This is a genomic window from Paraburkholderia sp. SIMBA_054 (genome assembly GCF_046534875.1).
In the GTDB taxonomy this organism is placed as follows: Bacteria; Pseudomonadota; Gammaproteobacteria; order Burkholderiales; family Burkholderiaceae; genus Paraburkholderia; species Paraburkholderia hospita.
In genome coordinates this window covers 1-25675 of sequence record NZ_JAWRXV010000016.1, presented here as the reverse complement: position 1 = coordinate 25675, position 25675 = coordinate 1, and the positions used below count along the sequence as shown (strand labels likewise).

The following is a 25675-nucleotide window of genomic DNA, read 5'->3' as shown; positions in this document are numbered from 1 at the left end:
TACTGGCACTTGTTTACGCATCAGCCGACCGCTAACGGAGTTGTGCCGTGTGCCGTGTGCCGTGTGCCGTGATCGGACTGAAATTCCGCCCATTGCTTAACCGACTATAAGTAGGACTGCAAACGTATTAAGAAACTAATTTTGTGCGTCCGCGCTGAGGATGAGCCGTGCTTCCCGGCACATCAGGATTCCACAGCATAGGGCAACCTTTTTTTACCTCGATCATCACCTGCCTTGTGGACATCGTGAAACATTCCGGTCTTATCGCGCAGAAGCGTGCGCGTTCCTTCTTCCCTTCCTTTGTCCGATCCCCGCGCCGCGCGCACGCCCTGATCACGGCCTGCGGTGCGATCCTGCTCTCAGCATGCCACCAGCGCGAAACCGTCGCGCCGGAACCCAAGCCTGTAGTCGCCCTCGCGGTTCATCCCGACGGACGCACGACAAGCGCCTCGTTGCCGGCTCAGGTGCAGGCGCGGTACTCCACGTCCCTTTCGTTCAGGATAGGAGGCAAGGTCACCGAACGGAAGGTGCGCCTCGGCGATGCTGTCAAGGCAGGACAGATCGTTGCCTCGCTCGACCCTACCGATCTGCGCAATAACCTTGTCAACGCGCGTGCACAACTCGACGCCGCCGAACATCGCCTCGTGTACACGAAGCAGCAGCTCGATCGCGACCAGGCGCAGGCACATGCGAATCTGATCGCGCCGGCGCAACTCGAACAGACACAGGACGCCTACGCCTCCGCCCTTGCGCAGCGCGATTCGGCGCTTGCGCAAATGGCGCTCGCGACGGATCACCTGCGCTACGCGACGCTCACGGCAGACCGCGACGGGGTGATCACATCGGAGGATGCCGACACCGGCCAGAACGTTCAGGCCGCTCAGGCCATCTATCACCTCGACTGGACGGGCGACGTGGATATTGTCTGCGACGTGCCCGAGCGGACGCTGAACTCGCTGACCGTCGGCAGCACGGCGCGTGTGAGCCTGCCAGCGCTGCCAGAGAAGACCTTCGAAGCACGCGTGCGTGAGGTATCGCCCGCCGCCGATTCGCAAAGCCGCACCTGGCGCGTGAAGTTGACGCTGGCCGCCCCGAGCCCCGAAGTACGCCTCGGTATGACAGCCAATGTCACGTTCGATGCCGAAGGTAACGTGGCGGCCGGGCACCCGTTCACGCTGCCTGTGACAGCGCTCTTTCACCGCGGCGAGGACCCCGCTGTCTGGGTGGTCCGCACCGGCAGCGACATACTCGAGCTGCGCCCTGTCGCCGTCCAGCGATACGAGGAACGCACCGTCTCGATCGGATCGGGCCTGCACGATGGCGACCGCGTGATGGTGCAAGGCGTGCACGCCGTGAGTGCAGGACAACACGTACAGGTGGTGCCCCCGCTGCATCCCGAGGATTTCCCGTCATGAATGCCCGCGACCGAGAAACCGCGCCCCACAGCGCACCCGTCACCCCGTCCGATGCCGAAAGATCTGGCGAAGGCGGCTTCAATCTCTCCGCGTGGGCGTTGCGCCATCAGCAGCTCGTGATCTTCCTGATCGGACTCGCAACGCTCTTCGGCGTGATCGGCTATACGCAGCTTGCGCAGTCAGAGGACCCGCCATTCACGTTCCGGACCATGGTGATTAAAACGTACTGGCCGGGCGCGACTGCCCGCGAGGTGCAGGAACAGATCACGGACCGGCTTGGCCGCCAGTTGCAGGCAGCGCCATATATCGACAACGTCAAGAGCTACTCGCGGCCCGGCGAGTCAATGATCTTCTTCGCCATGAAGGACTCGGCACCCGTCAGGGAAGTGCCCGAGACCTGGTACCAGGTGCGCAAGAAGGTGGGCGACATCAGGGCGACGCTGCCGAAGGGGGCGGTCGGACCGTTTTTCAACGACGAGTTCGGTGACGTCTATACCAACATCTACGCGCTCGAAGGAGAGGGTTTTTCGCCTGCGCAGCTCCACGACTATGCTGACAGGTTGCGCACGGTCCTGCTGCGCGTGCCCGGTGTCGCAAAGGTTGATTACATCGGTGACCCGGATCAGCACATCTTCATCGAGATATCGAATGCAGAACTGACACGGTTCGCCGTTACGCCGCAGCAACTCGCCCAGGCCATCGATGCACAGAACGCCGTGGCGCCCGTCGGCACCGTTACGACGGCGGACGACCGGGTATTCGTGCGACCGAGCGGCGCATTCAAGGACGTGCAGGCGCTCGCTGACATGCTGATCACCGTGAACAGGCGCACGTTCCGGCTCGGCGACATCGCGAAGATCACGCGCGGCTATGACGATCCGCTCGCGACCCAGATGCGCGTCGGCGGTCAGGCAGTGCTCGGCATCGGCGTGACGATGCAAAAGGGCGGCGACGTGATTGATCTCGGCAAGGCGCTCGATGTGAAAACGGCCGAACTGCAGGCGACCCTGCCGGCGGGGCTCAAGCTGGCTCCCGTCTCGAGCATGCCGCACGCGGTCAAGCACTCGGTGGACGAGTTCGTCAGGTCAGTCGGCGAAGCGGTCGCGATCGTGCTGGTCGTGAGCCTCGTCTCGCTCGGCCTGCGCACGGGCATGGTCGTCGTGATCACGATTCCAATCGTCCTGTCGGTGACGGCACTGTGCATGCACATCTTCAATATCGGGCTGGACAAGGTTTCGCTCGGGACGCTCGTGCTCGCGCTGGGGCTGCTCGTCGACGACGCGATCATCGCCGTCGAAATGATGGCCGTGAAGCTCGAACAGGGCTGGAGCCGCAGGCGCGCGGCGGCCTTCGCCTATACGAGCACGGCATTCCCGATGTTGACGGGTACCCTCGTGACGGTTTGTGGCTTCCTGCCGATTGCACTCGCCAAATCGAGCACGGGCGAATACACGCGTTCTATCTTCGAAGTGTCGGCCATCTCGTTGATCGTTTCGTGGTTCGCGGCTGTCGTGCTGGTCCCGTTACTCGGCTTTCACATGCTGCCGGAGCGCAAGGCCCACTGGCGCGACGGCGCTCATGACGAACATGACGTCTATAACACCGGTTTCTACCGGCGCCTGTCGGGCTGGGTGTCGTGGTGTATCGCGCGTCGCTGGGTCGTGCTTGGCGTCACCGCTGTGCTCTTTGCGATCGCGATGGCGGCCTTCACGCGCGTACCGCAACAGTTCTTCCCGAACTCGGAACGGCCAGAGTTGCTTGTCGATCTGCGGCTGCCGGAAGGTGCCTCGTTCGAGGCGACCCTGCGCGAAGCCAGGCGCCTCGAGAAGGTCATCGACGGCAAGCCTGAGATCGAGCACTTCGTCGACTTTGTCGGGACGGGCGCGCCGCGCTTTTACCTGCCGCTCGATCAGCAGCTTCAGCAGCCGAACTTCGCGCAGTTCGTGATCACCGCCAAAAGCATCGAAAACCGCGAGGAACTGATGCACTGGCTCGATGCAAGACTCGAAAAGGATTTCCCTGGCGTGCGGACGCGTGTCGCGCGGCTCGAGAATGGTCCACCCGTGGGCTTCCCGATCAAGTTCCGGGTGAGCGGCGACGATATTACGACCGTCCGCTCGATTGCCGACACGGTAGCAGACAAGGTCCGCGCCGATTCCCGCACCCGTAACGTCCAGTTCGACTGGGACGAGCCGGCGGAGCGGTCGGTTTCGTTCGAGATCGATCAGAACAGGGCGCGCCAGCTTGGCATCACCTCGGAGGACGTATCCGGCTTCCTGGCCATGACGCTGTCGGGCTACACGGTCACCCAGTACCGCGAGCGTGACAAGCTGATCAACGTCGATCTGCGTGCGCCGAAGAGCGAGCGTGTCGATCCCGCGAAGCTCACGAGCCTTGCGATTCCGACGCCGAACGGCCCGGTGCCGCTTGGTTCAGTCGGACATCTGCGGAACACGCTCGAGTACGGCGTGATCTGGCAGCGCGACCGGCAGCCGACGATTACAGTGCAAGCCGACGTGCGGGGCGACGCACAGGGCATTGACGTCACCCGCGACATCGAGCAGGCGCTTACCGCTCAGCAAGCCAGTCTGCCCGTCGGCTATCGCATTGAGGTGGGCGGTGCCGTCGAAGAAAGCGTGAAAGGCCAAACCTCGATCAACGCGGAAATGCCGCTGATGATCATCGCCGTGCTGACGCTGCTGATGATCCAGCTCAGGAACTTCGTGCGGACGTTCATCGTCGTGCTGACGGCGCCGCTTGGCCTGATTGGCGTCGTGGCCGCGCTGCTCCTGTTCGGCCAGCCCTTCGGCTTTGTCGCGTTGCTCGGTGTGATTGCCATGTTCGGCATCATCATGCGCAATTCAGTGATCCTGGTCGACCAGATCAATCAGGACATCGCGGCGGGGCACGCGCGCTTCGACGCGATCATCGGCGCGACGGTGCGGCGCTTCAGGCCCATCATGCTGACGGCTGCCGCCGCTGTGCTCGCGCTGATTCCGCTCCTGCGCTCGGGCTTTTTCGGGCCAATGGCGACCGCGTTGATGGGCGGCATCACGATCGCCACAGTACTGACCGTGTTCTTCCTGCCCGCGCTGTACGCGACATGCTTCAGGGTCCGGCGCGACGAGCGCGAAATGCAACAGGTCGTTGTCGAGCATACGGAGAGTTGATCATGAGCCTTGCCTATAAGACATCCGTTCTCGTCGTGGCTACGGCACTCGCATTGACGGCCTGCTCGTTCGGCCCCAGCGGCGAGGCCCCGGCGATGCCTTCGCCCGAGCACTACGGCGCACAGACGCAACCCTCGAAGACTGTTGCGGCGGGTGGTATTGCGCAGCAGTTCGATACCGGCGCCACGTCGGTGCCGCAATGGTGGCGGCTCTACCGGTCCGACGCCCTCGATGCGCTCGTCGACGAAGGCTTGCGCAACAGCCCCACGCTAGCGGCTACGCAGCGCACGCTTGCGGCCGCGCAAGAGGAACTGCGCGCGCAGGTCGGCGCATCCACGCTGCCTTCAGTCGACGGTGCCGTGCAGGTCGAACGTGCACGTTCACCCGTCGTGCCCGGACTCGGTCCTCAGCAGGTGCAATACAACTTTTTCGCGGGACAGCTGCTGGCGCACTACACGTTCGACCTCTTCGGCCAGACGCGTTACGCGAACTCGGCGAGCGCCGCTCGCGTGAACGTGCAGGCATATGAACTGGAAGCGGCCCGGCGTGCGCTCGCGGCCAACATTGTCGGTATGGCGATCAATGTGGCGGCGCTCGATCGCCAGATCGTGCTCACCGAACGGCTCGTTGCCGTGGCCAACGAGACTGCCAACGAGGAACAGCAGCGGTACGCGCTCGGTTCGGTGTCGCGCGCGCAGGCGCTCGCGTCGACGCAGGATGCGGCTTCGGCGGCGGCGACGCTGCCGGCACTGCGTCAGCAGCGCGCCTGTGCCATCCACGCGCTGGCGGTGCTGATAGGCCGCACGCCGGATAATGCACCGAGCGCTCCCGAACTCGACAGCCTGTCGTTGCCCGCGCATGTGCCCGTGGTTGTGCCGTCGGATCTCCTGCGTTCGCGTCCTGATATTCAGGCAGCCGATGCCGCCGTGAAGGCCGCTGCCGCCGACGTAGGGGCTGCGACGGCGCAACTGTTTCCAAGCCTGTCGCTGACGGCCTCGATGGGCCGCGGCGGCTTTAGCTGGCCTGCAGTGCTTTCAGGTGCGGGCGGACTCTGGGCCATCGGTGCAGGGCTGTCGCAGCCGATCTTCCATGGCGGCGCGTTGTTCGCGCAACGCAGGGCCTCGATCGATGCCTACGAGGCGGCAGTTCTGCACTACAAGTCGACGGTCCTCTCGGCATTCCAGAACGTCGCGGATTCGCTCGCCGCACTGGACAACGACGCGCAGACGCTGGCATCGACCGAAAGAGCGGCACAGGCAGCGCAAGCGGCATTCGACGATACCGCGTCGCGCTGCCGCATGGGCTCCCTGCCTTCAACGGCACAGCATGCCAGCGAGCAACGGTATCTCGATGCACAGGTTAGCGCCGTCCGCGCAGCGAGCCAGCGCATGAATGACACTGCGGCGCTGTTCCAGGCGATGGGTGAGCCGCCGGCCGGTCAGCCGCAGGCGACGCTAACAGAATGATCGCGCCTCGATGAGTCCGGGTCGAGCGATCCGGCGAATCGGGTCGCTCTTCCTTATCGTCCGTGCGAAAAATCAGGTGGTATTTGTTCGGTATCCGAACTGAATCCGCCGCCTTTTCATCTGTGTCGAGGCAGCGTAAGTTCACGCTTTCCACAAGGAAGCGCTTGACAACGTGGACCGTGAGTTGACTGCTAACGTCCTTGCCGTGCCGGGCGATTGAAGCGAATCACCAATGGGCGCCCGGGCTCCGTTCGACGGGCCTGCGCGAGTGCAACCTGATGCATATTTCACACGAACAGCCCGGAAGCAGGTGATCGGTCACCACCGCTCATCGACGACGGCCCGGCCAAACGGTGCCGTCACCGTGTCTGACCTCAATCCGCTTCGATAGTCTCCTCGACGAGTGGCAGCGGACGCGCCGCAATCTTCTCCGCCTCCGCGCGCTTGAGCCCGAGTGTCTGCAGCAGCGTTGCTGCCGTACGCTCGGGGAAATGCTCTCCGCTAAAGCCCAGCTCCTTGAGCACGCCTGCCGCCGGTGCACCCGGCGCGACGAAGTTCAGCTCGGCAGCAATCGCGCAGAGGACCGTGCCGCCTACCGAAAGAAAGCCGATGAACGGATCGGCGACCACAAAGCGCTTCTCGGCAATACCGTTGCCAATGTCGCGCAGCAGTCGCTGACCCAGCCCGCGGCTCATCGCACGCGCCGAAAACCCTTCACGTATCAGGAATCGTCCCCACACGGGATCGCGCCGCGCACGCATCACGGTATGGCGAACGGAGACGGCAATCACCTCGGCTGGATCGGAAAGCCCACCGGCGAGGCGATCCAGCATGTCCGCAAAATCCTCGAACACATTGTCGACAAGGATCGCGTAGATCGCCTCCTTCGATTCGAAGTGGTTGTAGAACGAGCCAAAGCCGACATCGGCAGCCTCGGTGATTTCGTTGATCGCCACGCCCTCCATGCCCTTTTCGGCCATCAGCCGGAGGGCAGCGTCGAGCAGGCGGCCGCGCGTCTCGCGCTTGCGGCGCGCACCGCGCGGCTCACGTTCTTCGGGTACGGCAGCCGGGGCGATCGGCGCCGCACGGGCGGGGCGTTTTGCTGTCCGGGGATTCGCAGTTTTCGGCATGATCGGGTCCGCATTTGTTCGTACCCAAGTATAGATGCAACTGTCTACATTGACAAAATCATCAGCAATGAGTTTAATGTCATTAAACGGCGACCGAGGGCCGGTCTAACAACCGACAGATGGAGTGACTGTGGAGACAGCAGCTATAAACGGGGCCGCGCCGTCGAGCCGGCATGGCCAGGTTCGTCCCTGCGCGACAGCTGGGAAGACCTCGAAGGCGTATTCCTTCCCGGGCTGGTGCCCTCCGGGTGGGTCGCAGTAGTCCGGCCTGACAGGACGATCGTCCACGATGGTCCGGCCACCGACGCAAACCGCATCGTGCGTGAGAGTCTGGCCTTGTTGCGTAACTCCGTCAGCGCGCCGACGCTGCAAGCCGAATACACCATCCGAACCGCCTGATTTCTTTTCTGCCATGAAACTCACCACTACACAGCCAGCCCGTCACCCCGATCCCACGACAAAAGCGTCGGCATTGGCCTATCTGATATTCGACCGGCCAGACCTCCAGAAAGCCGAACAGTTTCTCAATGACTTCGGGCTTCGAACTGTATCGCGCGGTGAAGCGCTTCTGCTGCTTCGGGGAACGGCTGCTTCCCACTTCTGCTATGTCGTCCGGAAGGCATCAAAATCCCGTTTCGTCGGCTTCGGGTTACAGGTCGATAACAGGGCAGATCTCGATGCGCTTGCAAAACTGCCTGGCGCTTCGGACGTCGAACGCTCGCCATTGCCCGGCGGCGGCTATGTGGTACGACTAACAGATCCTTCTGGCTTTCGCGTCGACGCGATATGGGGCCAGGCGCCAGCCGCCACGCTGTCCCATCGGCCACCTTTGCCATTCAACTCCGTGGATGCAGCCGTCCGGATCAACGGGACGCAGCGGCCGCCCGAGCATGCGCCAGAAATTATCCGGCTTGGTCACATCGTGCTTGAACTCGCGGACTACCAGGATACCTGCGCATGGTATGCGCAACATTTCGGCTTCATCCCCAGCGACGTCCAGGTGCTTCCCGATGGCTCACCCGTCGTCGCGTTCATGCGGCTTGATCTCGGCGACAAGCCGGCCGATCACCATACGCTCGCGCTCGCGCAAGGGTTCGTACCCACATATAGCCACAGCGCCTATGAAGTCGTCGACGCCGATGCGGTCGGCATGGGGCAGCGGGTCCTGCGCGAAAAGGGCTGGACGCATGCGTGGGGAATTGGGCGCCACATCCTGGGCAGCCAGATCTTCGACTACTGGCAGGACCCGTGGGGCGACAAGCACGAGCACTATTGCGACGGCGACCTTTTTACGGCTGAGGTGCCGACGGGTTTGCATGCCGTCAGCCGCGAGGCAATGGCGCAATGGGGACCGACGATGCCGCGCAGTTTCACGAAACCCAGATTCACGCCAGCGAGCGTCGTGGCGCTCCTCGGCAACCTGCGCCGCAGCCCCGACCTGACATTCAGCAAGCTGCGGGCGCTCGCAAAGATTTTCGCCTGAACCCAACCCTTTCATGGAATCCGGAGATCGATAAATGGCACTTCACATTCTGCATTACCTGCATCATGGCCGCGCCCAGTGGGGCGTGGTGGCAAATGGCGCTATCACGCCGATTCCGGGCGAGTTCAAGTCAACCGCCGAGTTTATCGAGGCCAATCCGGTTGAACGGCTGGTGGTGCTGAGCGGTCCCACAATTCCCGAATCGGAAGTGCAATGGTTGTCGCCGGTGACCAGCAATCAGCAGTTCATCTGTCAGGGCGCGAACTACCGACAGCATATGATCGAGTCCGGCATGGACCCGGATGTGAAGAAGTTCAACATGATCTTCACGAATGCGACCAGTTGCATCGTTCCGGCCGACTCGACCGTTGTGAAGCCGAAGGAGGTGCGGTTTCTTGACTATGAAATCGAACTCGGTCTTGTGCTCAAACGTGACATCACGTCGCGCGAAATGGTCACCGACGAGAACCTGCACGACTACATCGCCGGCGCCGTGATCGTGAACGACTATTCCGCGCGTGACATCCAGATTCCGCAGATGCAGTTCTACAAGGGCAAGAGTTATCGCACGTTTGGCCCCGTGGGTCCCTATCTTTGCCTGCTTGAGAAAGAGGACATTCCGAAGTTGAAGGAGCTCGTGCTGACGCTGACGGTAAACGGTACTGTCCGTCAGAACGACTCCACCGCGGGACTTGTCTATGGGCCGGCAGAGACCCTGACGGAGCTTTCCGGCGTACAGGACCTGCGCGTCGGGGACCTGCTCGCGACGGGGACGCCCTCCGGTTGTGCACTAAGCGTTCCGTCACCCGAAAGGCAACGCGCTGCGGCGCAGTTGCCTGAAGCGGAAAAATGGCGGCTGTTTCTCCAGATGCAGGCGGAAAGGCCCCAGTACCTGCAGGTCGGGGACGTCGTGGAGGCGCATATCGTCAGCTATGACCGCTCGATCAATCTTGGCGTCCAACGCAACGTTGTCATGGAAGACGCAGCATGAAAGGCGTCACAAGCATGGACGATGTCCTTGCCATCGAAAGGCAGGGGCCACCGGCGGATCTGCCAACGAGCACTTACGAGATGATCTGCCGGGGCGCGGCGATTAATCCGTCCGCACCCGCACTCTCATTTTTTGCAACGGCCGATGACTACCGGAACGCAGAGCGCTGGACATACAGTGAACTCGTGCACGATGTCACGCGGACCGCGAACATGTTTGCGCAATTGGGCGTGCAACACGACTCGGTCATCGCATATGTACTGCCCAACCTCCCCGAGACGCATTTCGTGATCTGGGGCGGCGAGGCGGCCGGAATTGTCTGCGCGATCAATCCGCTGCTTGAAGCGGAAGCCATCGGCGAACTGCTCAACGCCTCAGGGGCCAGCGTGCTCGTCACGCTGGCGCCATTTGCGGGCACCGACCTTTGGCAAAAAGTGCGAGCAGTGTTGCATACGGTTCCCACCCTGAAGGATCTGGTGCTCGTCAATCTGGCTGACCGTATGCCGGGCGAAGAGCACTTTGCGGTCGGGATGCTTCAACGTTTGCGAAGCGCGGTTCCTTCCCAGATCCGTATCCACGACTTCAACGCCGCAATCGCAGGTGAGTCTGGGGCGGCGCTCAGCAGCACGCGTCGGATAGGCATCGGTGATGAATCGTCCTACTTCTGCACGGGCGGCACCACGGGACTCCCAAAGATTGCGATGCGCCGGCATGGCAACGAGGTGGCCAATGCGTGGAACGCGGGTCAATTCTTCGGTGAAACCATTGGCCCAGGCAAAACGATTCTGTGCGGATTACCGCTTTTCCACGTCAACGCCGTGACGGTGACAGGTCTGCTGGCGTTCTCGCGTGGTGCCCACGTCGTGCTCGGCACGCCGCAAGGGTATCGGGGCGAGGGGGTTGTCAAGCGTTTCTGGGAAATTGTCGAGCACTACCGCGTCAACTTCTTCAGCGGTGTGCCAACGCTCTACGGGGCGCTACTGGATGTCCCGGTTGGAGAGCACGATATCGGCTCGCTCGAGTATGGCCTGTGCGGGGCTGCACCGATGCCCGCCGAATTACTTCGCACCTTCCAGCACCGTACAGGAATAAGAATCCTTGAAGGCTACGGCCTTACCGAAGGGACCTGCATTAGCAGCGTTAACCCGTCGCTTGGCGAGCGCAGGGTCGGTTCGATTGGTCTTCGTTTGCCCGGTCAGGCAATGAAAGCAGTGGTGGTCGATCAAACCGGCAGGTATGTACGGGATTGCGTTGCCGATGAGGTCGGCCAGCTGGTTATCTCCGGTCCAAACGTGTTCGCTGGCTATATCCGGCCGGAGCAGAACAGCGGCATCTGGATGGAGTCAGGTGATGGCGGCCGCTGGCTCAATACCGGCGATCTCGGGCGCTGTGACGCCGACGGTTATTTCTGGCTCACCGGCCGTAAGAAGGAGCTGATTATCCGTGGCGGACACAACATCGATCCGGCGGCAATCGAGGAACCACTTCACCGCCATCCCGCAGTCCAGATTGCCGCAGCCGTGGGTCGCCCCGATATCCATGCGGGTGAGTTGCCGGTTGCATATGTCCAGCTAAAACCAGGCACCACCGCAACCGAAGCGGAACTGGTGGAGTTTCTGCGTCACGAGATCAACGAGCGTGCCGCGTGTCCGAAGGGAATACGGATCGTGGATGCGATGCCACTGACAGGCGTCGGCAAGATATTCAAGCCTGCGCTGAGACGGCGCGAAACGGAAGACGCGCTTAAGTCGGCACTCGTCGCGGCCGGTGTCGAGGATGCAACCGTCAGCATCATTGAAGACAGCTCGCGCGGGATTTCACTGCACGTCGAACTTCCCGACCCCGCGCTGGAAGCCTTGGCGACTTCCGCGCTCGGACGTTTTCCGTTCGCATTTTCCGTGTCGGCTGCCGCGAAACCGCAGAACAATCGTGATAGTCCGGAATCGACCGAGGTGCCTGGCAGGCCAAGGTAACAGGAGCAAAGGCATTGGCGGGAACGTCAGTCACGTGCAAGTGGCCGATACCGTACCCCAGACGCCGGTGGCATGAGTCAAGAGCTCGAAGCGATTTTGATGGGAAAGAGAATGAGTACTACCTCGGAAAGGTCCTTGCGTTCGCTTGTTGAAAAATGGCTCGGGCCAACTTCTGCGGCGCCGGTTCGGGTTACGCGATTCGGTCATGCGGGCTCGAATCGGAAACACTATGTGCGTATCGAACTAATGCTGCCGACAGGACCGGTTGGACTGTTTTTCTTCCGGCACCGCGACGGTGCGTGGTGTGTGTTCCCGCCCGAGGCTGAGCGCGTTGCGATGCGCGCTTACTAGCGTGCATGGCGGTGGAGGGGAAATCTGTATCAGTACCTATACGGAACGGACAGAGTACAGGTAACTGGACGGATTTAAGTTCGGCTACCGGCAGGTACGGTGTAGACGGAACCGCAAAAGGTCACGCGTAAGTTTTTTAAAAGACGAGTTTGAACGAAGTACCGGTGCTCGAAATATCGATACCGTCATTGATGTATTTAGTATAACTACGTAACAGAGCACACCGTTGACCTTCATAGCCGGACGAAGACTATGGAGAACGACACAACCCCACGGGCAGAGTGCGGATTGGTTCCACGGGATGCACTGGTGTTCATAAAAAATGTCCAGACAACGGGACAGGAGACGACACGTGAAAAATTGCAGGCGAATAATCAGTACCGCCGGTATGGCGGCTTGTATCTGCTCAGCCGCGCTTACCGACGATGCTAATGCGCAATCGGCCGGAAGCATCACGCTGTCGACGGGATGGCTTCACATTGCGCCGCAGGGCGATGCATCGCCACTAACCGTGCAAAGCATTGGCGGTGTAACGGTGAACCAGCAACTGCCCGGCAGCGGGGCGCATCCGACTTCTTCGGATACTGTGGGAATTACCACCGAGTACTACGTCACGGACAACATCGGTGTCGCCATGCTTTTCGGTCTGCCACTCAAAGTAAATCTGGTTGGCGATGGGACGCTACAGAAGTACGGCAACCTCGGCTCGACAAAGCCGATGCCGCCCGCCATCGAACTTCGATACCATTTGTTTTCAGCCGCGTCGAAATTCCGTCCATTCGTCGGTCTGGGCGTGAACTATACGTGGTTCACCCAGGTCCGGATTTCCAATAGCCAGTTTGTTACTGACAGCCTCGGACCAGGCGGTTCGGCACACGCGGACCTCAGTTCGTCGTGGAATCCCGTATTCGAGATCGGGGCAAACTACGCGATTACAAAACACTGGTCGGTCGGAACCTCTGTCGGTTACGTGCCAGTGACGACGCACCTCACGTTGTACGGGCAGACCGCAACGGGAACGCAGGTCGTTTCAAAGTCGACGCTCCGACTTAATCCCCTTAACGTCTTCGTGAACGTCGCCTATACGTTCTAGCATGCACAAGTTACGGGCGCGCCAACCGAGAGGTTTTGAATGCTCATCAAAGACATGGGATACGACATATCGCGGCACATGCTGCTGCAATGGAGCCCGGCGTTCCCCGGGTCGCTAACCCACAGCCGGGCATGACCGTTCACCCGGGCTGTTCACAAGGCCCGGGAGACGGTCGGTTGTGCCCTCATGCCATCGCTTGTGTAGCAAAGCTTCCCATTGGATCGAATAATGAAACGACAGGTCCTCAAGACCATTCTTTTTGCGTTGCCCAAGCTCCTTGAACTGACGGCACGCCGGTTTCCCGCCTATCGTGAACGCCTGAAGGAGCGCGATCTCGTCGTTTCGATCGGGCTCATGGACGGAAGCATCAATCGGATCATCGAGTTCAAGAATGGTCACATTCGGTTGCGTGCCAGCAATCATCGGCGCTTCGACGTGCGCATGGCTTTCAAGGATGTCGCCACCGCGCTGAAGTTCTTTTCCCCCAAGCCGGACCAGGGTGAGATTATCCACGCCGCGAAGAACTTCAAGGTGGTGACCGAGGGCGAGGACGAACTACTCGTTTGGGTCATGCAAACCCTGAGCATGATGCAGACCATCGGTTTGCCGATGGGCACGCGGATGCGCGACGGTACACGCCGCTACACTACCTGCACAAACGGCGGTCCGCTGTTCGTCTATGTCAAGGATGGTCGCGTCGTCCGGGTGACGCCCATCGATCTGGACAGCACGGATGCTCCAAGCTATGTGATCGAGGCGCGTGGACGCCGCTTCAGTCCGCCACGGCGTGGCCTGGTCGCACCCCACGCGTTGACGCTCAAGTCGCTCGTCTATTCGGACAAGCGCATCCTTCATCCGATGAAGCGAGTCGACTTCGATCCTGACGGCGAGCGCAATCCGCAAAACCGCGGCAAGTCCGGCTATGTGCGTATCAGTTGGGAGGAGGCGCTGGACATTGTCGCGAAAGAAATCAATCGGCAGAAGCGTGTTCATGGACCAGGTTCGATTACGTTCCCGCTGTCGTCCCACCACCAGTGGGGCAATGTGGGCTACTACCTCAGCGCGCTGACACGTTTTGCCAACCTGATCGGCTTCACTCGAGTCGCCGCGAATCCGGACAGCTGGGAAGGCTGGTACTGGGGCGCCATGCATCATTTCGGCAATTCAATGCGGATCGGCGTTCCATCCGGCTATGGCGGTGTCGAGGATTGCCTGAAGGAAGCGGACATGATTGTCTTCTGGTCCTGCGATCCCGAAAGCACCAATGGCGCTTATGCGGGATTCGAGGGGACGCCGCGCCGCCTGTGGGCCAAGGAACTCGGCATTGAGTTCGTTCATATCGACCCGCACTGCAACCCCACCGCGCAATTGCTCGGCGGGCGATGGATTCCGGTCCGACCGCAAACCGACGCTGCGCTCGCCACCGCCATTATGTACGTGTGGGCCGTGGAAAATCTGTACGACAAGGATTACGTCGCTACCCGCACGACCGGGTTTGACGAGTGGAAAGCCTACCTTCTCGGCGAAACCGACGGAGTTGCCAAGACACCCGAGTGGCAGGAAGGCGAGACCGGCGTGCCCGCCAAGGACGTACGCGCGCTTGCGCGCCGCTGGGGGAACAGGAAGGTCCACCTGGCTGTCGGGATGACCGGTGCGGGATTCGGTGGCGCGGGCCGAGGCGCGACGGGAGCGCAATGGGCGCGCTGCATGATCATGATGATGGCGATGCAGGGCTGGGGTAAGCCGGGCGTGAACTTCGGCTGCCTTGAAGTCGGTGTCCCTCACGACCTCCATTTCTATTTCCCCGGCTACGCGGACGGCGGCATTTCCGGCGACCTGGCGTGGACCGCCAATGCGGTAAACAATTACCAGCGCATGCCGCACATCCTGACCATGAATCCCGTCAAGCAGATGGTGCCGCGGCAGCAACTGCCCGATGCCATCATCAACGGTCACGCCACGGGCTACCTCTGGGACGGCATGTCGCAGGAAGCCCAGTTCGCGCCGTTCACCTATCCCATGCCCGGGTATTCGCCGATCCACATGATCTACCGTTACGGCGGATCCGCCTTCAGCACGGTGACGAATTCCGGACGCTGGGCCGACGCCTACCGGCATTCGAGCATCGAGTTTGTGGTCAACCAGTCCATCTGGATGGAGGGTGAGGCTCAGTTTGCCGACGTCATCCTGCCTGCCTGCACTTCGCTGGAGCGCTGGGACATCGGGGAATGGTCGAATTCCGGCGGCTACGCCCATCATGGCTACAGCACGGTCAATCATCGCATCATGACGCTGCAGCACAAGTGCATCGAGCCTTTGGGCGAGTCCCGTTCCGACTACGACATTTTCACCGCGATCCTGACCCGGTTAGGCTTGGGCGCTGTGTTCACCGAGGGGTGCAGTGAGCTTGACTGGGTCAAGCGGGTCTTCGATTCGTCGGATTTGCCCGATCATATTTCGTGGCGCGAGTTCTGCCGCAAGGGCTATTTCGTCGTGCCACCCGAGAAGCCCGAATTGCGCCATCCGGTGGACATGCGCTGGTTTGCGGAGGGCCGGCGGAAGGATCTGCAGGAACCCCACCCACTGCCGTCCCAGTTCGCCGAAAAATTCGGCACGGGCCTGCAGACGCCGAGCGGCAAACTGGAGTTCGTACCCGAGTTGCTAAAGCGGCACACGGCGGACAATCCCGAACGGCCGGCGCTCAATCGCTACATTCCATCCTGGGAGGGAATGCGTTCCGAGCTCGCCGAACGGTATCCACTCCAGTTGATTGCCACGCACAGTCGTTACAGCTTCCATACCCACTGCGACGGCAAGAACTCCTCGGTGAACAGCATCGAGGACCATCGCGCGTTGATCGGTGGGCACCGCTTCTGGCTGCTGAGGCTTAGTCGGGCAGACGCGACAATTCGAGGCATAGCCCATCGCGACCTCGTCAAGGTTTACAACGACCGGGGCGCAGTGATCTGCGCGGCCGACGTCTCGCCGCTGGTCAACGCGGGAGTAGTCAAGTCGTACGAGGCGAGCGCCGAATTCAAACTGATTGAAATCGAAGGCGAGCGCGTCGAAATCGGCGGTTGCATGAATATGCTGACCCCCGACCGGTCTCAAACTGCCGGCACGAGCAGCATGAGCCCCAACTCCTGTCTCGTGCAGGTCGAAAAGTGGAGAAGTGCCGAGGCGTTCAAGCTCGGTCGCGCAGCGTGAGGAACATGGAATGAGCAAGTGGAATCTGGTTATCAAGGTGGGGCGTTGCGAGAACTGTCAGAACTGCGTCATTGCTGCGCGGGACGAGCACGTCGGCAACGACTTCCCCGGTTATGCCGCGCCCGCCGCGCCAGACGCCGAGAGCCCCGTTCGCATCCTGCGCCGCGTCCAGGGGGACGCGCATATGGTTGAGACCGCGTATCTGCCGGTCATGTGTAATCACTGCGACGAAGCACCGTGCATGCGTGTGGGTGGGAGCGCCATTCGCAAGCGCGCCGACGGCATCGTCATTATCGACCCGGACAAGGCGCGAGGCCGGAAGGACATCGTGAAGTCGTGCCCGTACAAGGCGATCGTCTGGAATGAAGAGCTGCAACTGCCGCAGATCTGGATCTTCGATGCCCATCTGCTCGACCAGGGTTGGCCCCAGCCGCGTTGCCAGCAGTCATGCCCCACCGATGTCTTCGAAACAGTCAAGCTCGATGACGCAGCGATGGCCGAGAAGGCCCGGCGCGAGGGGCTCAAGGGTCTGCGGCCCAACCTGGGTACGAAGCCTCGCGTCTGGTACAGCGGCCTCGAGCGCTGGGAAACGTGCTTTATCGGCGGAAGCGTCAGCGCGCAGATTGAAGACGTAGTCGAGTGCGTCACGGATGCGTCAGTCGCCCTGTACGTTGGCAGTCAGAAAGTTGCCGAAACCGTCTCGGACGGCTTCGGAGATTTCCGGTTCGGTGGTCTGGTCAAGGGCAGTGGCCTCTACCGGGTCGAAATCCGTCATGCCCTTGGCAACGCCTGGCGCGAATGCGAACTGGGTGAAAGCGTTTATCTGGGCGAGGTCAGCCTCGCCCAGTCGACCCATGCCGCGGAGGTGGTGTCACCGTGAGCGCCGCAACGAAGCTGCTTTGCCTGGGGACCGACAGACCCTCCAACTGTAGACACGAGGGACCGCGATACCCCGACCGGGGAAATGGCGAGTTTCTGGTCGGGATGGTCTTCAATCAATCTCCATTTTAATTCTTTATTCGACAATATCATCAGATATGAATTTAATGTCGTTATACGGGGTCGACCGGAATCACAATGCAGGGCGATGTCATGGACGCAGCCGTGCAGCTGGCTCACAGTCGGAAATTTGCGGGTCCCTCATGCATGTACCGCAAAAGCATACACGCGGTCACTGAAGTAGTATGCACTCCATATCAAGTGTCACCCACAGCTACAGCGTTAAGCCGTTCGTGGCGCCACTCTTTCCTTGGACATTTGGCATGACACCGTCGAATTCTTGCGGTCCCTCCGTTCCGCGGCACGCGCCTTGCACCCGGCGCTCGGGCTTTGCTCGACTTACGCAGAACCGCAGATTCCGATCCGACCGTTCCGTTATGCCATGAAGCGGGAACGCCTGACACGCATACAGCGCAAAGAGCAGACGCTTGAGAATCTGCTTGAGGCTGCGCGGATGATGTTCGTCAAAAAGGGATTGGCCGCAACGAGCGTTGAGGACATCGCCGAGGCAGCCGGCTACACGCGCGGCGCGTTCTACTCGAATTTCGATGGTAAGCCGGAACTGCTGCTTGAGTTGCTTCGCCGGGACCACGATAGCGCACAGGCCAAACAGCGGGCGATTGTGGAAAAGGTTGGCACCCGCGAGCAGATGAAGGCGCGTGCCATCGAATACTTCAGGCGGCAGTTTTCTCAACATGACGGCTTCCCGCTTTGGGTCGAAGCCAGGTTGTTCGGGTGCCGAGACGCAAAGTTTCAGGAACGCTTTAACGTATTCCGGCATGAAAAGCTCGACGAGGTCAGAGCGTACATTCGCACCGTTTCGGAGTGCGAGGGCGGACCACTGCCCCTGCAGGTGGACGCGCTCGCTCTCGGCTTGGTGAGTCTGTGCGATGGTATGCAGTTCTTCAGAATGTGTGATCCGCAGATGGTGAACGACGAGGTGATGCAGACGGTCCTTGCCGGATTTCTTTCCTGCGTATTGCAGCGGTAGTCGGATCAAATACCGCGCATCGGTCACTGCCGACAGAGCGCGAACGGCAACTGGTTCACAGCTCCGTGGCACGAATTTGTTTCAGGATGGCAAACAGCAGTTCACACAGGCGTCGGCGGCGATCCCGGGGCTGGGCACATATCCCGTGACGCGAAGCGGTAGCGGTCCTCTTGATTGGAGTCAACGACGTGAAAGGCGCTGCGCACAACAACCCGGCTTGTGCGCAACCATTGCGTTGTCGTGCGCGGCGTTTCAACTCGACTGCCGCAGCGAACTCGAATCGCACCAGTCGCCCATTGGCTACTGACCGGAAAAGTCGCCGCAGACTGACGACAGACTTCTCGAGGCTATCCATGCAAAACGAGTATTTTCACATCAGCAACGAATCCGGCATCGCACATCTCGAGCTGAACCGTCCCGACCGGCTCAATACGATGGGTATGGCCTTTTTCAGCGGGTTGCGCGACTCCGTCCTGGCGCTCGATGACGAGGGCGACACCCGTGCCCTCGTCATCAGTTCCACTGGAAAGCATTTTTCGGCCGGCATGGCGCTCGACGTGTTCGCCGGCACAACGGATCTGTTTGACAGCAGCAGTCCACGCGCTCGATTGAGCTTCCAGCGCGCGTTGCGAAATCTGATGGATTGCCTCGACACTCTCGATCAAGTCCGGTTCCCCGTCATCGGCGCAATTCAGGGCGGCTGCATCGGCGGAGGCCTCGATCTCGCCGTTGCCTGCGACATTCGCATTTGCACGACCGATGCGTTCTTCGCACTTCAGGAAACCGAGCTCGGCATGACGGCTGATCTGGGTGTGCTCCAGCGCCTGCCGAAGATCATTCCGGCCGGCGTGGCCCGCCAGATGGCCTACACCAGTGAGCGGTTGAGCGCCGAGCGTGCATTAGCAGTCGGCCTCGTGAATGCCGTGTTGCCCGATGCCGAGGCGCTGCTCGCAGACGCTATGCAGCTGGCCCGAATCATCGCGTCCAAGTCTCCGCTGGCCGTTGCCGGGTGCAAGACTGCGATCAACTTCGCGCGCGATCATGGTACGTCCGAATCTCTGCGACACATGGCCTTGCTGCAGAGCTCCATCTTCGACACCCAGGACCTTGCAGAGGGAGTTTCGGCCTGGTATGGAAAGCGACAGGGACGCTTCGACGCGTTATCGCCGCTGACAACCCGCCAGACGGCGAATCCGCACGACCGGGAATTGCTGTAGGCCAGTCGTGCGCGCGCGGATGCGCAGCCGTCCCGCTCCGACGATCACAACCTGACGAGACTATCGATGCGCTAGTCCATTGAATCGACCGTCCGCGACTTGCTCGCCAACGAGACCACAGTGGTCATCGAACAGCGCTTACCCCGTTTCGCGGTGTGTGGCTCGACATATGCGATCGCATGAACCATCATGCGAGTGATTCGGTCTTCGAATCCGGTGTTTTCACGATCGGCTCAAATCTTTGCCGCTCCCTCGTGTCAAACTGCATACGTGTAGAAGGGGAGGTCCTCCATGACGTCCCGTCGATCAAGAACACGCCCCGCTGTGTGGCGCCAGTGCTGCCACATCCGCACCGTGTTCGCCTGTGCGTCGGTTATTGTGCTTGGCGCTTGCGTACAGCCGTGGCAGGGGTTCCATGCCGGTGAGCCGGAATTCGCCGTCGTTGCGAGGCTGGGACCGCCGCGCGAGGTGTACGACCTTCCGGACGGGGCGAGGCGGTTAATGTGGCCGACGCAGCCGATGGGCGAAGTCACCACGGTCGCGGACATCGACGCGGCCGGCAAGGTGATCAACGTCCGCCAGGTGCTGCAAACGGGCGAGTTTTATCGAGCGGAGCCTGACAAGTGGACACAAAGCGATGTCCTCGTTCAGTTCGGCCGGCCCGCGGAAACGGCATATTTTCCACTGAAGAAGCGCCAGGTATGGAGTTACCGATATCTGGAAGACGGCGTGTGGTACCAGCTGTTCAACTTCGCTTTCGACGACGCCGGTGTGCTGCGCGAGACGTTGAAGAGCCCCGACCCGCTTCATGATCATAAAGGCCGTCACAACAAACAGTTCTGATTACCGCTGCCGGGGCAGACTTTCGGCGATAGGAAGACCGCCAAACTCCGGAAAGCCACCTTTCGCGAAATATGTTAGGGAGCGGCGGAAGCTGCTCGAACCAAGCCTGATGCGTCGGGCTCAGTTCGGCCAAGAGCGGTCAGTCGACAGTACTGTCCAGATCGTCGACAATCCCATTTACCGGACTTACGGATGAGAGATAAGAGTGGAACGAATGGGACGTGACTAGCCGTTGCCACCGCAAATGCAGGGTCGCTGGATGGGGGCGGACGATCCGCTCTCAAAGCTAGTTGTGGATGAGGGCGAGATTACTTGTTTCGGGGCGGTTGTGAACTATAACTACAAGGTCATAACCGAGATGGACGGGGCTTTGACCGTCAGCCTCGGCGTAGACGATGATTCGCGTCTAGACGAATTTCAGCGGGAGAATATCACGGGCCTCGGCATAACGCCCGAAGGCCGTTTCCTTGCCTATAACGTGAGACTTGGGCTGGAATTTGTGCGTCCGATCCCTTGATTGGCAAGGCTTTCAGCCCATCACTTCAGTGCGGAGGCGGCCTGCGGCGCAGGTCGGTCAAGCAACAACCGCAGGAGCGGCGGGCGGCAAAGTGCGGCCATGAAGCGTCATTTGCCTCAGGAATGGGTGTGACGTTCGGGTGTCGGCTTCGTATCAAGTACCGGCCGCTTGCGCAATCGTGGCCCGCTCAGGAATCAGGAGTGAGTCGTCGTCACACCGGCGGGATGACGCCGCGCAGACTGATTCGCAGCTTGAGGACGGAGGTCGTTTCGGATGGTCGGGGTAGTAACTTACTATGAAAACTCCCATCGCCCTATTCGCGGGCCCGACTTTAGCCCCAGCTTTGGCGCGGTCTCCGTAGTAGATCATTCTCCTTTACAGGCTTTCGATCCAAACCACGACGTGCTTCAGGTCGCTCAGATTGGTGTCTCCCACGGTATGTCTGCCCGCAAGAATTGTCTTTGCCTTACCGTCAACCAACTTCTTCTTGGAATACGTATCGGTGCCGCCGTCGTAGCCGCCAAGTGCGCGCTTCCCTTGCCGCGCCGCCAATAATTTGCGAAGTACAAAGAGGTTGCTGGAGTCCTGCTCCTTGAATTGCGCCTCCGGTCTGTAATCTTTGCGCGTCAATGCCGTATTCATGTCCTCGGGCGCGTTGAATGTGTTAGCGGTCCACGCGATGGTCCCCAAATTGAGCGCTTGTTTCTCCGACGATAAGTTGTCTAAAAGGGCCACCCACATGTACAACTTGAGGTTAGTCGGAATGTTCGTTGTTCCGAGCGTACTCTTGAACCACATCTTCTTGTACAGATCGATTGGCTTATTGGCCAGATTCAATTCGCCCCGGGCCTTGATGATTGCATACCACTGCAATCGATGCGTGAATTCGCCATGCGCAGACTCTGCCCCTACGTCCTTGAACATGTATCCGTGCTTCAACAGGACCATGAAATCCGTAGGGTGTATATTACCGATAATCTTCGGTACGCCGGCTGGAAGACTGACGTCTTTTGCGTTTCCTCGCTTGCTTTCGGTCGTTCTTCCTTTATCTGTCAATGTCACCTGGCTGCGTTTCCCCTCGCCGAAAACCGAGTTGTCGTGCAGCAGTCCACTCTTGGCCTGGCTGAATCCAGCTTGTGTTTCGACGTCGAGCAATGCACGCGTCAAAATTTTTCGGGTGACCTCTTTCGTGTCGAAGTCCGTTTTTGTAAGCGAGCTCGTGGAAGCCCGAAGCTGTTTCACATTCTCCAATGCCAATTCGCGCAGCTTGTTTTCCAATGGAATCAGCTTGTGTAATACCTCATCGGTCCGCGTCAGAAATGCGCCAATAGCGGCGTAATCGTCGGCGTAACTCGATTCCGTGCTGCTTTTGCAAAGGTCCGGGAAATAATATTCCATTATCTCCTGCTTGAACTGCTCCTTCGTCATCCCTATTCTTAATGGGTAAGGCATGATCCTGCTCCCAGAATGAGCGATCTCAACCAACGCGCAGAGCCACACTGCCAGCCTGCGGATCTCACGCGTACTCACTCATTCTAGGATACTCTCATATCGACAATTTTTAGTACGCGCTCACTTTCGTTCGCAGCCAAGGTTCGATTCATCGATACGAGAGCTTGAAAGGAATGACTCTCATTGAATTCTCTCCTGCCAAGTCGCTGAGTTACGACGCTGTCGTCAGCACCACGCATGCGTCCGCACAAGAGGGGGACATCGAGGTCGGCTATCAGTTCTGATCGGTCGGGCCGTTTAGCCGGTCGACCTGTCGAAGACTGTGCCCAGGCATCTTGAGTTCAGCGGCCGGTTGACTTCCCAAACCGGCCTCCCGAGTCGCTGCAATTGGAAGGACCGGTCAGGGTCGGTTTTTGCCTTTCGCATAGTTGGAGTTGTAATAGTGATATGCATTGGACCGTGTTCGGCCATAAAGGAAAACACGTTGCCCATCTAAGGCGCGATCGTGACAAGGAGTGTCACGTCCACGACGTAATCCGGCGGCGGCGTGCCTGGCCCGAAGTCGCCCGCGAGATAGTGAAACCTGCCGCCATAATGAATCGTGTGTGGACCTGCCGGCAGCGGCCGAAGCATGAGGTAGTAGCCGTTAGCGGCACCCGTACCCGTTCCGTAAATCTGTTCAGGTAGACCAAAAACCCAGCGGAACGCTGCTGTGAATGTGAAACGGTCGGTAGAAACACGATACGACTCGATATCGTTCACAGGGACGTTGTCGATAGTGACAAACATGTCTTGGATCCGGTCGGCGAAGCGGTCCGCGATTGCACGTTCGCCCGCCGCCTTGGTCGGGGTGTATGCGCCAGGAGGCAGCAATGTCGACGAAAAAGTATCCAGTGTTGCGAGCAGGATGGACGTCCCTGCAGGAATAACGTCTGCGGACTGGTCGCAAACCTGTGGCGCATTGGGAACGCCGAGTGCATGAAAGTAGGGGCTGGGCGTGGCCCAGTACCAGACGCTGCCGCTTTGGCCGGCCGAAATTGGACGGGAACAGCTGATGAGCGGATTCGGGTAGAAAGGACCGTTGTCGATACCGTTCACCCATTGCCAGAAAGAAACCACCCACTGTTTATAGGTTTTCCCTTGGAAGTGCGCATGCCGGGGAGCGACTAGACGCGCGGTGGATTTGTCAGCGGCGGGGGTGGCTGGGCTTGCGACGGCTTTGTTAGCAACCGTTGTCGGGCTGGCTGCGTTGTCTGTACCACCGCCTCCGCATCCGGTGAGTGCAACCGCAATGGTTGCGACGATCGCCGCCGTTCGCAACCTCGTCGGTGCCTCTGCAACGTGTGCAAAAAGGCCTTGATCTGTGTCATTCATCACGCTCTCCTACCGGGATTTATTGCTTCGCTGCCCGCTGATCGCGTTGTGTGATTGTTTATAAACCCCCTACGAAAGCAGCGCCCGACAAAAAGATGGCGGCTTTCGACAGACTTTTTCGGTTGACACGATTGGCGCAAAAATGTCAGGCGGCACCGACCGGGCTTTGATTGCTCGGGCGGCCGAATTCGCGTGGCTAACGAGGTGTTGTCGAAGAAGGGAAGGACTATCTCGATCGGCTAGAGCTTTGGCACGCGACTGCGCTTTCCTGGCACGACCGACTACGCAGTGAAGAAGGCCGCTGTCATCGTTTATCGCAAGGGGGCGGCACGGATTCATGCTCGGCTCAACATCGCCGTGAACATTGTTACGCAGGTGTGTTGGAAACCGAGATGGCGGCCGGCGCGGCGAACAAAGTCGCTACGTTCCGATCCGACAGTTTGCGATCCGCTTGCGCCGCACCTCGTGATGCTTGAACAGGTTCGTCGCAAAGCTCCCGACTTTGACATACTGCATTTCCATCTCAGCTACTTGCCGTTCCCGGTCTTCTCGCAGCTTGGTACACCCTTCCTGACCACATTGCACGGCCGTCTCGATTTGCCGGAACTGCGGCCAGTGTTCGATGTATTTTCCGAGGCACCGGTAGTGTCAATCTCCGAGTCGCAGCGGGCGCCGCTTCCCAGCGCAAACTGGCTTGATACGATCCCCCACGGGGTGCCAGCGTCGCTGCTGACGCCGCTGCCGCACGTGCAGCCAACGTATCTGGCCTTCTTGGGCCGGATCAGTCCGGAAAAGCGCGCTGATCTGGCTATCGAAATTGCTGCCCGGGCCGGTATGCTTCTCAAGATTGCCGCGAAAGTGGACAAGGCTGACGAAGCCTATTTCCGCAGCGTGATCGAGCCGCTGCTGGCGCAGCCTCACGTCGACTTCCTCGGCGAGATAAATGAGGCCGAGAAACCCGCGTTCCTGTCGGGCGCCCGTGCGCTGTTGTTTCCCATTGACTGGCCCGAACCCTTCGGTCTGGCGATGATAGAGGCGATGGCGTGTGGCACGCCCGTTATCGCGTTCAATCGCGGTTCGACAGCGGAAGTGGTTGAGCACGGCGTGACCGGATACATTGTGGGCGATGTAGCCGAAGCAGTGCGCGCAGTGGCGCAACTCGATGGTCTTTCGCGTAGCAGAGTGCGGGATCAGTTCGAAATTCGCTTCACATCCAGGACGATGGCGCTGCGATACCTCGATGTCTACACGGGCTTGACCGTGGCCCGTCACCCGCCGTTGCTTCGGGCCGTCGCGGGAGTCGGACACGACGGTGTCTTGGAGCTATGAACCTTTTGGAGATGGCCTAACCGGTTGCTGCCTTACTCGCGCAGATGAGCCGGGTTCAGAGGCATTCGAGCCCCGGCAGATACGGCTTTTTATAAACTGTATATACGGTATTATCATAATCACCGAGATCGCTGCCAGCGAAAGCTAAGCCGAAAATGGTTGGAAAAGTAGCGGCTGATCTGGCCCTAAAACATCGATAATTGTTATTATGTACATCGACGAAATCACGTAGGGTAGTTTTCTCGATAGGCAGTGGAACTATGCTCGGGTGTACTGTTCATGATCGTCTATCGAAGCGTGACAGCACGCGATTCCAACGCATTTACCCTCCGGTTCGAAAGCTTCCGAGATTCCATACACGTCCGAGATCTTGAAGTCACACGTGATGGTGCCGCTTCCTGTGAGCTGCTCCGCTCTATGGGTGTCCTCCTGCAAAAAAGGTCGAACCAAATCGGCGAGCGCCTGCGCTTGTTCGATTTCTTGCGGCGCAGCCGAATACGCCTGCGCACGAGGGCCTTCACTACCGCTACTATCGAGATCGGGAGTTATCTGCATAGAAAGCCAGGTCGGGGCGAAATTCTGCATGGCCATCGAGCATGCGTCATGCGTCCGCATCGTAAAGCGTTCGTCAAGATGAATCGGCTCAAGACGCTCCCTGATCAGCATGCATGTAA

At 59.9% G+C, this 25675-nt stretch carries 17 protein-coding genes and 1 pseudogene; 14 read left to right on the top strand and 4 right to left on the bottom strand.

Annotated elements, in window-relative coordinates; translation table 11 throughout:
- The first annotated feature begins 245 nt into the window (after positions 1 to 245).
- Genes SB822_RS20410 through SB822_RS20400 form a run of 3 tightly spaced genes read left to right on the top strand, consistent with a single transcriptional unit; the run spans position 246 to position 6051 of the window.
- A complete protein-coding gene (locus SB822_RS20410) occupies positions 246 to 1415 on the top strand; it encodes an efflux RND transporter periplasmic adaptor subunit (protein ID WP_410855459.1) in 1170 nt (389 codons plus the stop codon).
- Positions 1412 to 4585, top strand: coding sequence for an efflux RND transporter permease subunit (locus SB822_RS20405; protein WP_410855458.1), 3174 nt, complete (start codon positions 1412 to 1414; stop codon positions 4583 to 4585). The genes SB822_RS20410 and SB822_RS20405 overlap by 4 nt, the downstream gene beginning before the upstream one ends.
- A gap of 2 nt (positions 4586 to 4587) precedes the next feature.
- Complete coding sequence (locus tag SB822_RS20400; RefSeq protein WP_410855457.1) at positions 4588 to 6051, top strand: efflux transporter outer membrane subunit; 1464 nt, start codon at positions 4588 to 4590, stop codon at positions 6049 to 6051.
- A gap of 374 nt (positions 6052 to 6425) precedes the next feature.
- Here SB822_RS20400 and SB822_RS20395 read toward each other — a convergent pair whose 3' ends face one another.
- Positions 6426 to 7181: a TetR/AcrR family transcriptional regulator gene (locus tag SB822_RS20395; RefSeq protein WP_079501502.1), complete on the bottom strand. Its 756-nt coding sequence runs from the start codon at positions 7179 to 7181 to the stop codon at positions 6426 to 6428.
- Positions 7182 to 7593: 412 nt separating this feature from the next.
- Between SB822_RS20395 and SB822_RS20390 the strand changes: the two genes are divergently transcribed.
- The 10 genes from SB822_RS20390 (at position 7594) to SB822_RS20345 (ending at position 20846) form a co-directional block, all read left to right on the top strand.
- Complete coding sequence (locus SB822_RS20390) at positions 7594 to 8664, top strand: VOC family protein (protein WP_410855456.1); 1071 nt, start codon at positions 7594 to 7596, stop codon at positions 8662 to 8664.
- A 34-nt stretch (positions 8665 to 8698) separates the two neighbouring features.
- Positions 8699 to 9655: a fumarylacetoacetate hydrolase family protein gene (locus SB822_RS20385; RefSeq protein WP_410855455.1), complete on the top strand. Its 957-nt coding sequence runs from the start codon at positions 8699 to 8701 to the stop codon at positions 9653 to 9655.
- On the top strand, positions 9652 to 11628 hold the full coding sequence (locus tag SB822_RS20380) for an acyl-CoA synthetase (RefSeq protein ID WP_410855454.1): 1977 nt from the start codon (positions 9652 to 9654) through the stop codon (positions 11626 to 11628). Before SB822_RS20385 ends, SB822_RS20380 begins: the two co-directional genes overlap by 4 nt.
- 739 nt (positions 11629 to 12367) lie before the next feature.
- Positions 12368 to 13072: an OmpW/AlkL family protein gene (locus SB822_RS20375; protein ID WP_090838363.1), complete on the top strand. Its 705-nt coding sequence runs from the start codon at positions 12368 to 12370 to the stop codon at positions 13070 to 13072.
- Positions 13073 to 13300: 228 nt separating this feature from the next.
- Positions 13301 to 16279 carry a molybdopterin-dependent oxidoreductase gene (locus SB822_RS20370; protein WP_410855453.1) on the top strand — a complete coding sequence of 993 codons (2979 nt, stop codon included), beginning with the start codon at positions 13301 to 13303 and terminating at the stop codon, positions 16277 to 16279.
- 10 nt (positions 16280 to 16289) lie between these two features.
- Positions 16290 to 17159 carry a 4Fe-4S dicluster domain-containing protein gene (locus tag SB822_RS20365; RefSeq protein ID WP_410855452.1) on the top strand — a complete coding sequence of 290 codons (870 nt, stop codon included), beginning with the start codon at positions 16290 to 16292 and terminating at the stop codon, positions 17157 to 17159.
- 501 nt (positions 17160 to 17660) lie between these two features.
- On the top strand, positions 17661 to 18269 hold the full coding sequence (locus SB822_RS20360; protein WP_410855551.1) for a TetR/AcrR family transcriptional regulator: 609 nt from the start codon (positions 17661 to 17663) through the stop codon (positions 18267 to 18269).
- Positions 18270 to 18622: 353 nt separating this feature from the next.
- On the top strand, positions 18623 to 19486 hold the full coding sequence (locus SB822_RS20355; RefSeq protein WP_410855451.1) for an enoyl-CoA hydratase-related protein: 864 nt from the start codon (positions 18623 to 18625) through the stop codon (positions 19484 to 19486).
- 291 nt (positions 19487 to 19777) lie between these two features.
- Positions 19778 to 20329: a hypothetical protein gene (locus SB822_RS20350; RefSeq protein WP_410855450.1), complete on the top strand. Its 552-nt coding sequence runs from the start codon at positions 19778 to 19780 to the stop codon at positions 20327 to 20329.
- Between the two features lie 259 nt (positions 20330 to 20588).
- Positions 20589 to 20846, top strand: coding sequence for a hypothetical protein (locus tag SB822_RS20345; protein ID WP_410855449.1), 258 nt, complete (start codon positions 20589 to 20591; stop codon positions 20844 to 20846).
- 375 nt (positions 20847 to 21221) lie between these two features.
- On the opposite strand, the gene SB822_RS20340 is transcribed toward SB822_RS20345, so the two are convergent.
- Both SB822_RS20340 and SB822_RS20335 read right to left on the bottom strand, forming a co-directional pair.
- Positions 21222 to 22298: a LirA/MavJ family T4SS effector gene (locus tag SB822_RS20340; RefSeq protein ID WP_410855448.1), complete on the bottom strand. Its 1077-nt coding sequence runs from the start codon at positions 22296 to 22298 to the stop codon at positions 21222 to 21224.
- 492 nt (positions 22299 to 22790) lie between these two features.
- A complete protein-coding gene (locus SB822_RS20335) occupies positions 22791 to 23672 on the bottom strand; it encodes a hypothetical protein (RefSeq protein WP_410855447.1) in 882 nt (293 codons plus the stop codon).
- A gap of 357 nt (positions 23673 to 24029) precedes the next feature.
- Here SB822_RS20335 and SB822_RS20330 point away from each other — a divergent pair, with 357 nt between their 5' ends.
- The gene (locus SB822_RS20330; protein ID WP_410855550.1) at positions 24030 to 25001 is read left to right on the top strand and encodes a glycosyltransferase family 4 protein; all 972 of its coding nucleotides are present in this window, start codon (positions 24030 to 24032) and stop codon (positions 24999 to 25001) included.
- A 258-nt stretch (positions 25002 to 25259) separates the two neighbouring features.
- On the opposite strand, the pseudogene SB822_RS20325 reads toward SB822_RS20330, so the two are convergent.
- Positions 25260 to 25675: pseudogene (locus SB822_RS20325) on the bottom strand (hypothetical protein); the annotation flags it as partial.

Coding starts and splice junctions, on each gene's coding strand:
- SB822_RS20405 (WP_410855458.1), top strand. CDS start 1,412: ATGAATGCCCGCGACCGAGAAACCGCGCCCCACAGCGCACCCGTCACC.
- SB822_RS20400 (WP_410855457.1), top strand. CDS start 4,588: ATGAGCCTTGCCTATAAGACATCCGTTCTCGTCGTGGCTACGGCACTC.
- SB822_RS20395 (WP_079501502.1), bottom strand. CDS start 7,181: ATGCCGAAAACTGCGAATCCCCGGACAGCAAAACGCCCCGCCCGTGCG.
- SB822_RS20390 (WP_410855456.1), top strand. CDS start 7,594: ATGAAACTCACCACTACACAGCCAGCCCGTCACCCCGATCCCACGACA.
- SB822_RS20385 (WP_410855455.1), top strand. CDS start 8,699: ATGGCACTTCACATTCTGCATTACCTGCATCATGGCCGCGCCCAGTGG.
- SB822_RS20380 (WP_410855454.1), top strand. CDS start 9,652: ATGAAAGGCGTCACAAGCATGGACGATGTCCTTGCCATCGAAAGGCAG.
- SB822_RS20375 (WP_090838363.1), top strand. CDS start 12,368: ATGGCGGCTTGTATCTGCTCAGCCGCGCTTACCGACGATGCTAATGCG.
- SB822_RS20370 (WP_410855453.1), top strand. CDS start 13,301: ATGAAACGACAGGTCCTCAAGACCATTCTTTTTGCGTTGCCCAAGCTC.
- SB822_RS20365 (WP_410855452.1), top strand. CDS start 16,290: ATGAGCAAGTGGAATCTGGTTATCAAGGTGGGGCGTTGCGAGAACTGT.
- SB822_RS20360 (WP_410855551.1), top strand. CDS start 17,661: ATGAAGCGGGAACGCCTGACACGCATACAGCGCAAAGAGCAGACGCTT.
- SB822_RS20355 (WP_410855451.1), top strand. CDS start 18,623: ATGCAAAACGAGTATTTTCACATCAGCAACGAATCCGGCATCGCACAT.
- SB822_RS20350 (WP_410855450.1), top strand. CDS start 19,778: ATGACGTCCCGTCGATCAAGAACACGCCCCGCTGTGTGGCGCCAGTGC.
- SB822_RS20345 (WP_410855449.1), top strand. CDS start 20,589: ATGGGGGCGGACGATCCGCTCTCAAAGCTAGTTGTGGATGAGGGCGAG.
- SB822_RS20340 (WP_410855448.1), bottom strand. CDS start 22,298: ATGCCTTACCCATTAAGAATAGGGATGACGAAGGAGCAGTTCAAGCAG.
- SB822_RS20335 (WP_410855447.1), bottom strand. CDS start 23,672: ATGAATGACACAGATCAAGGCCTTTTTGCACACGTTGCAGAGGCACCG.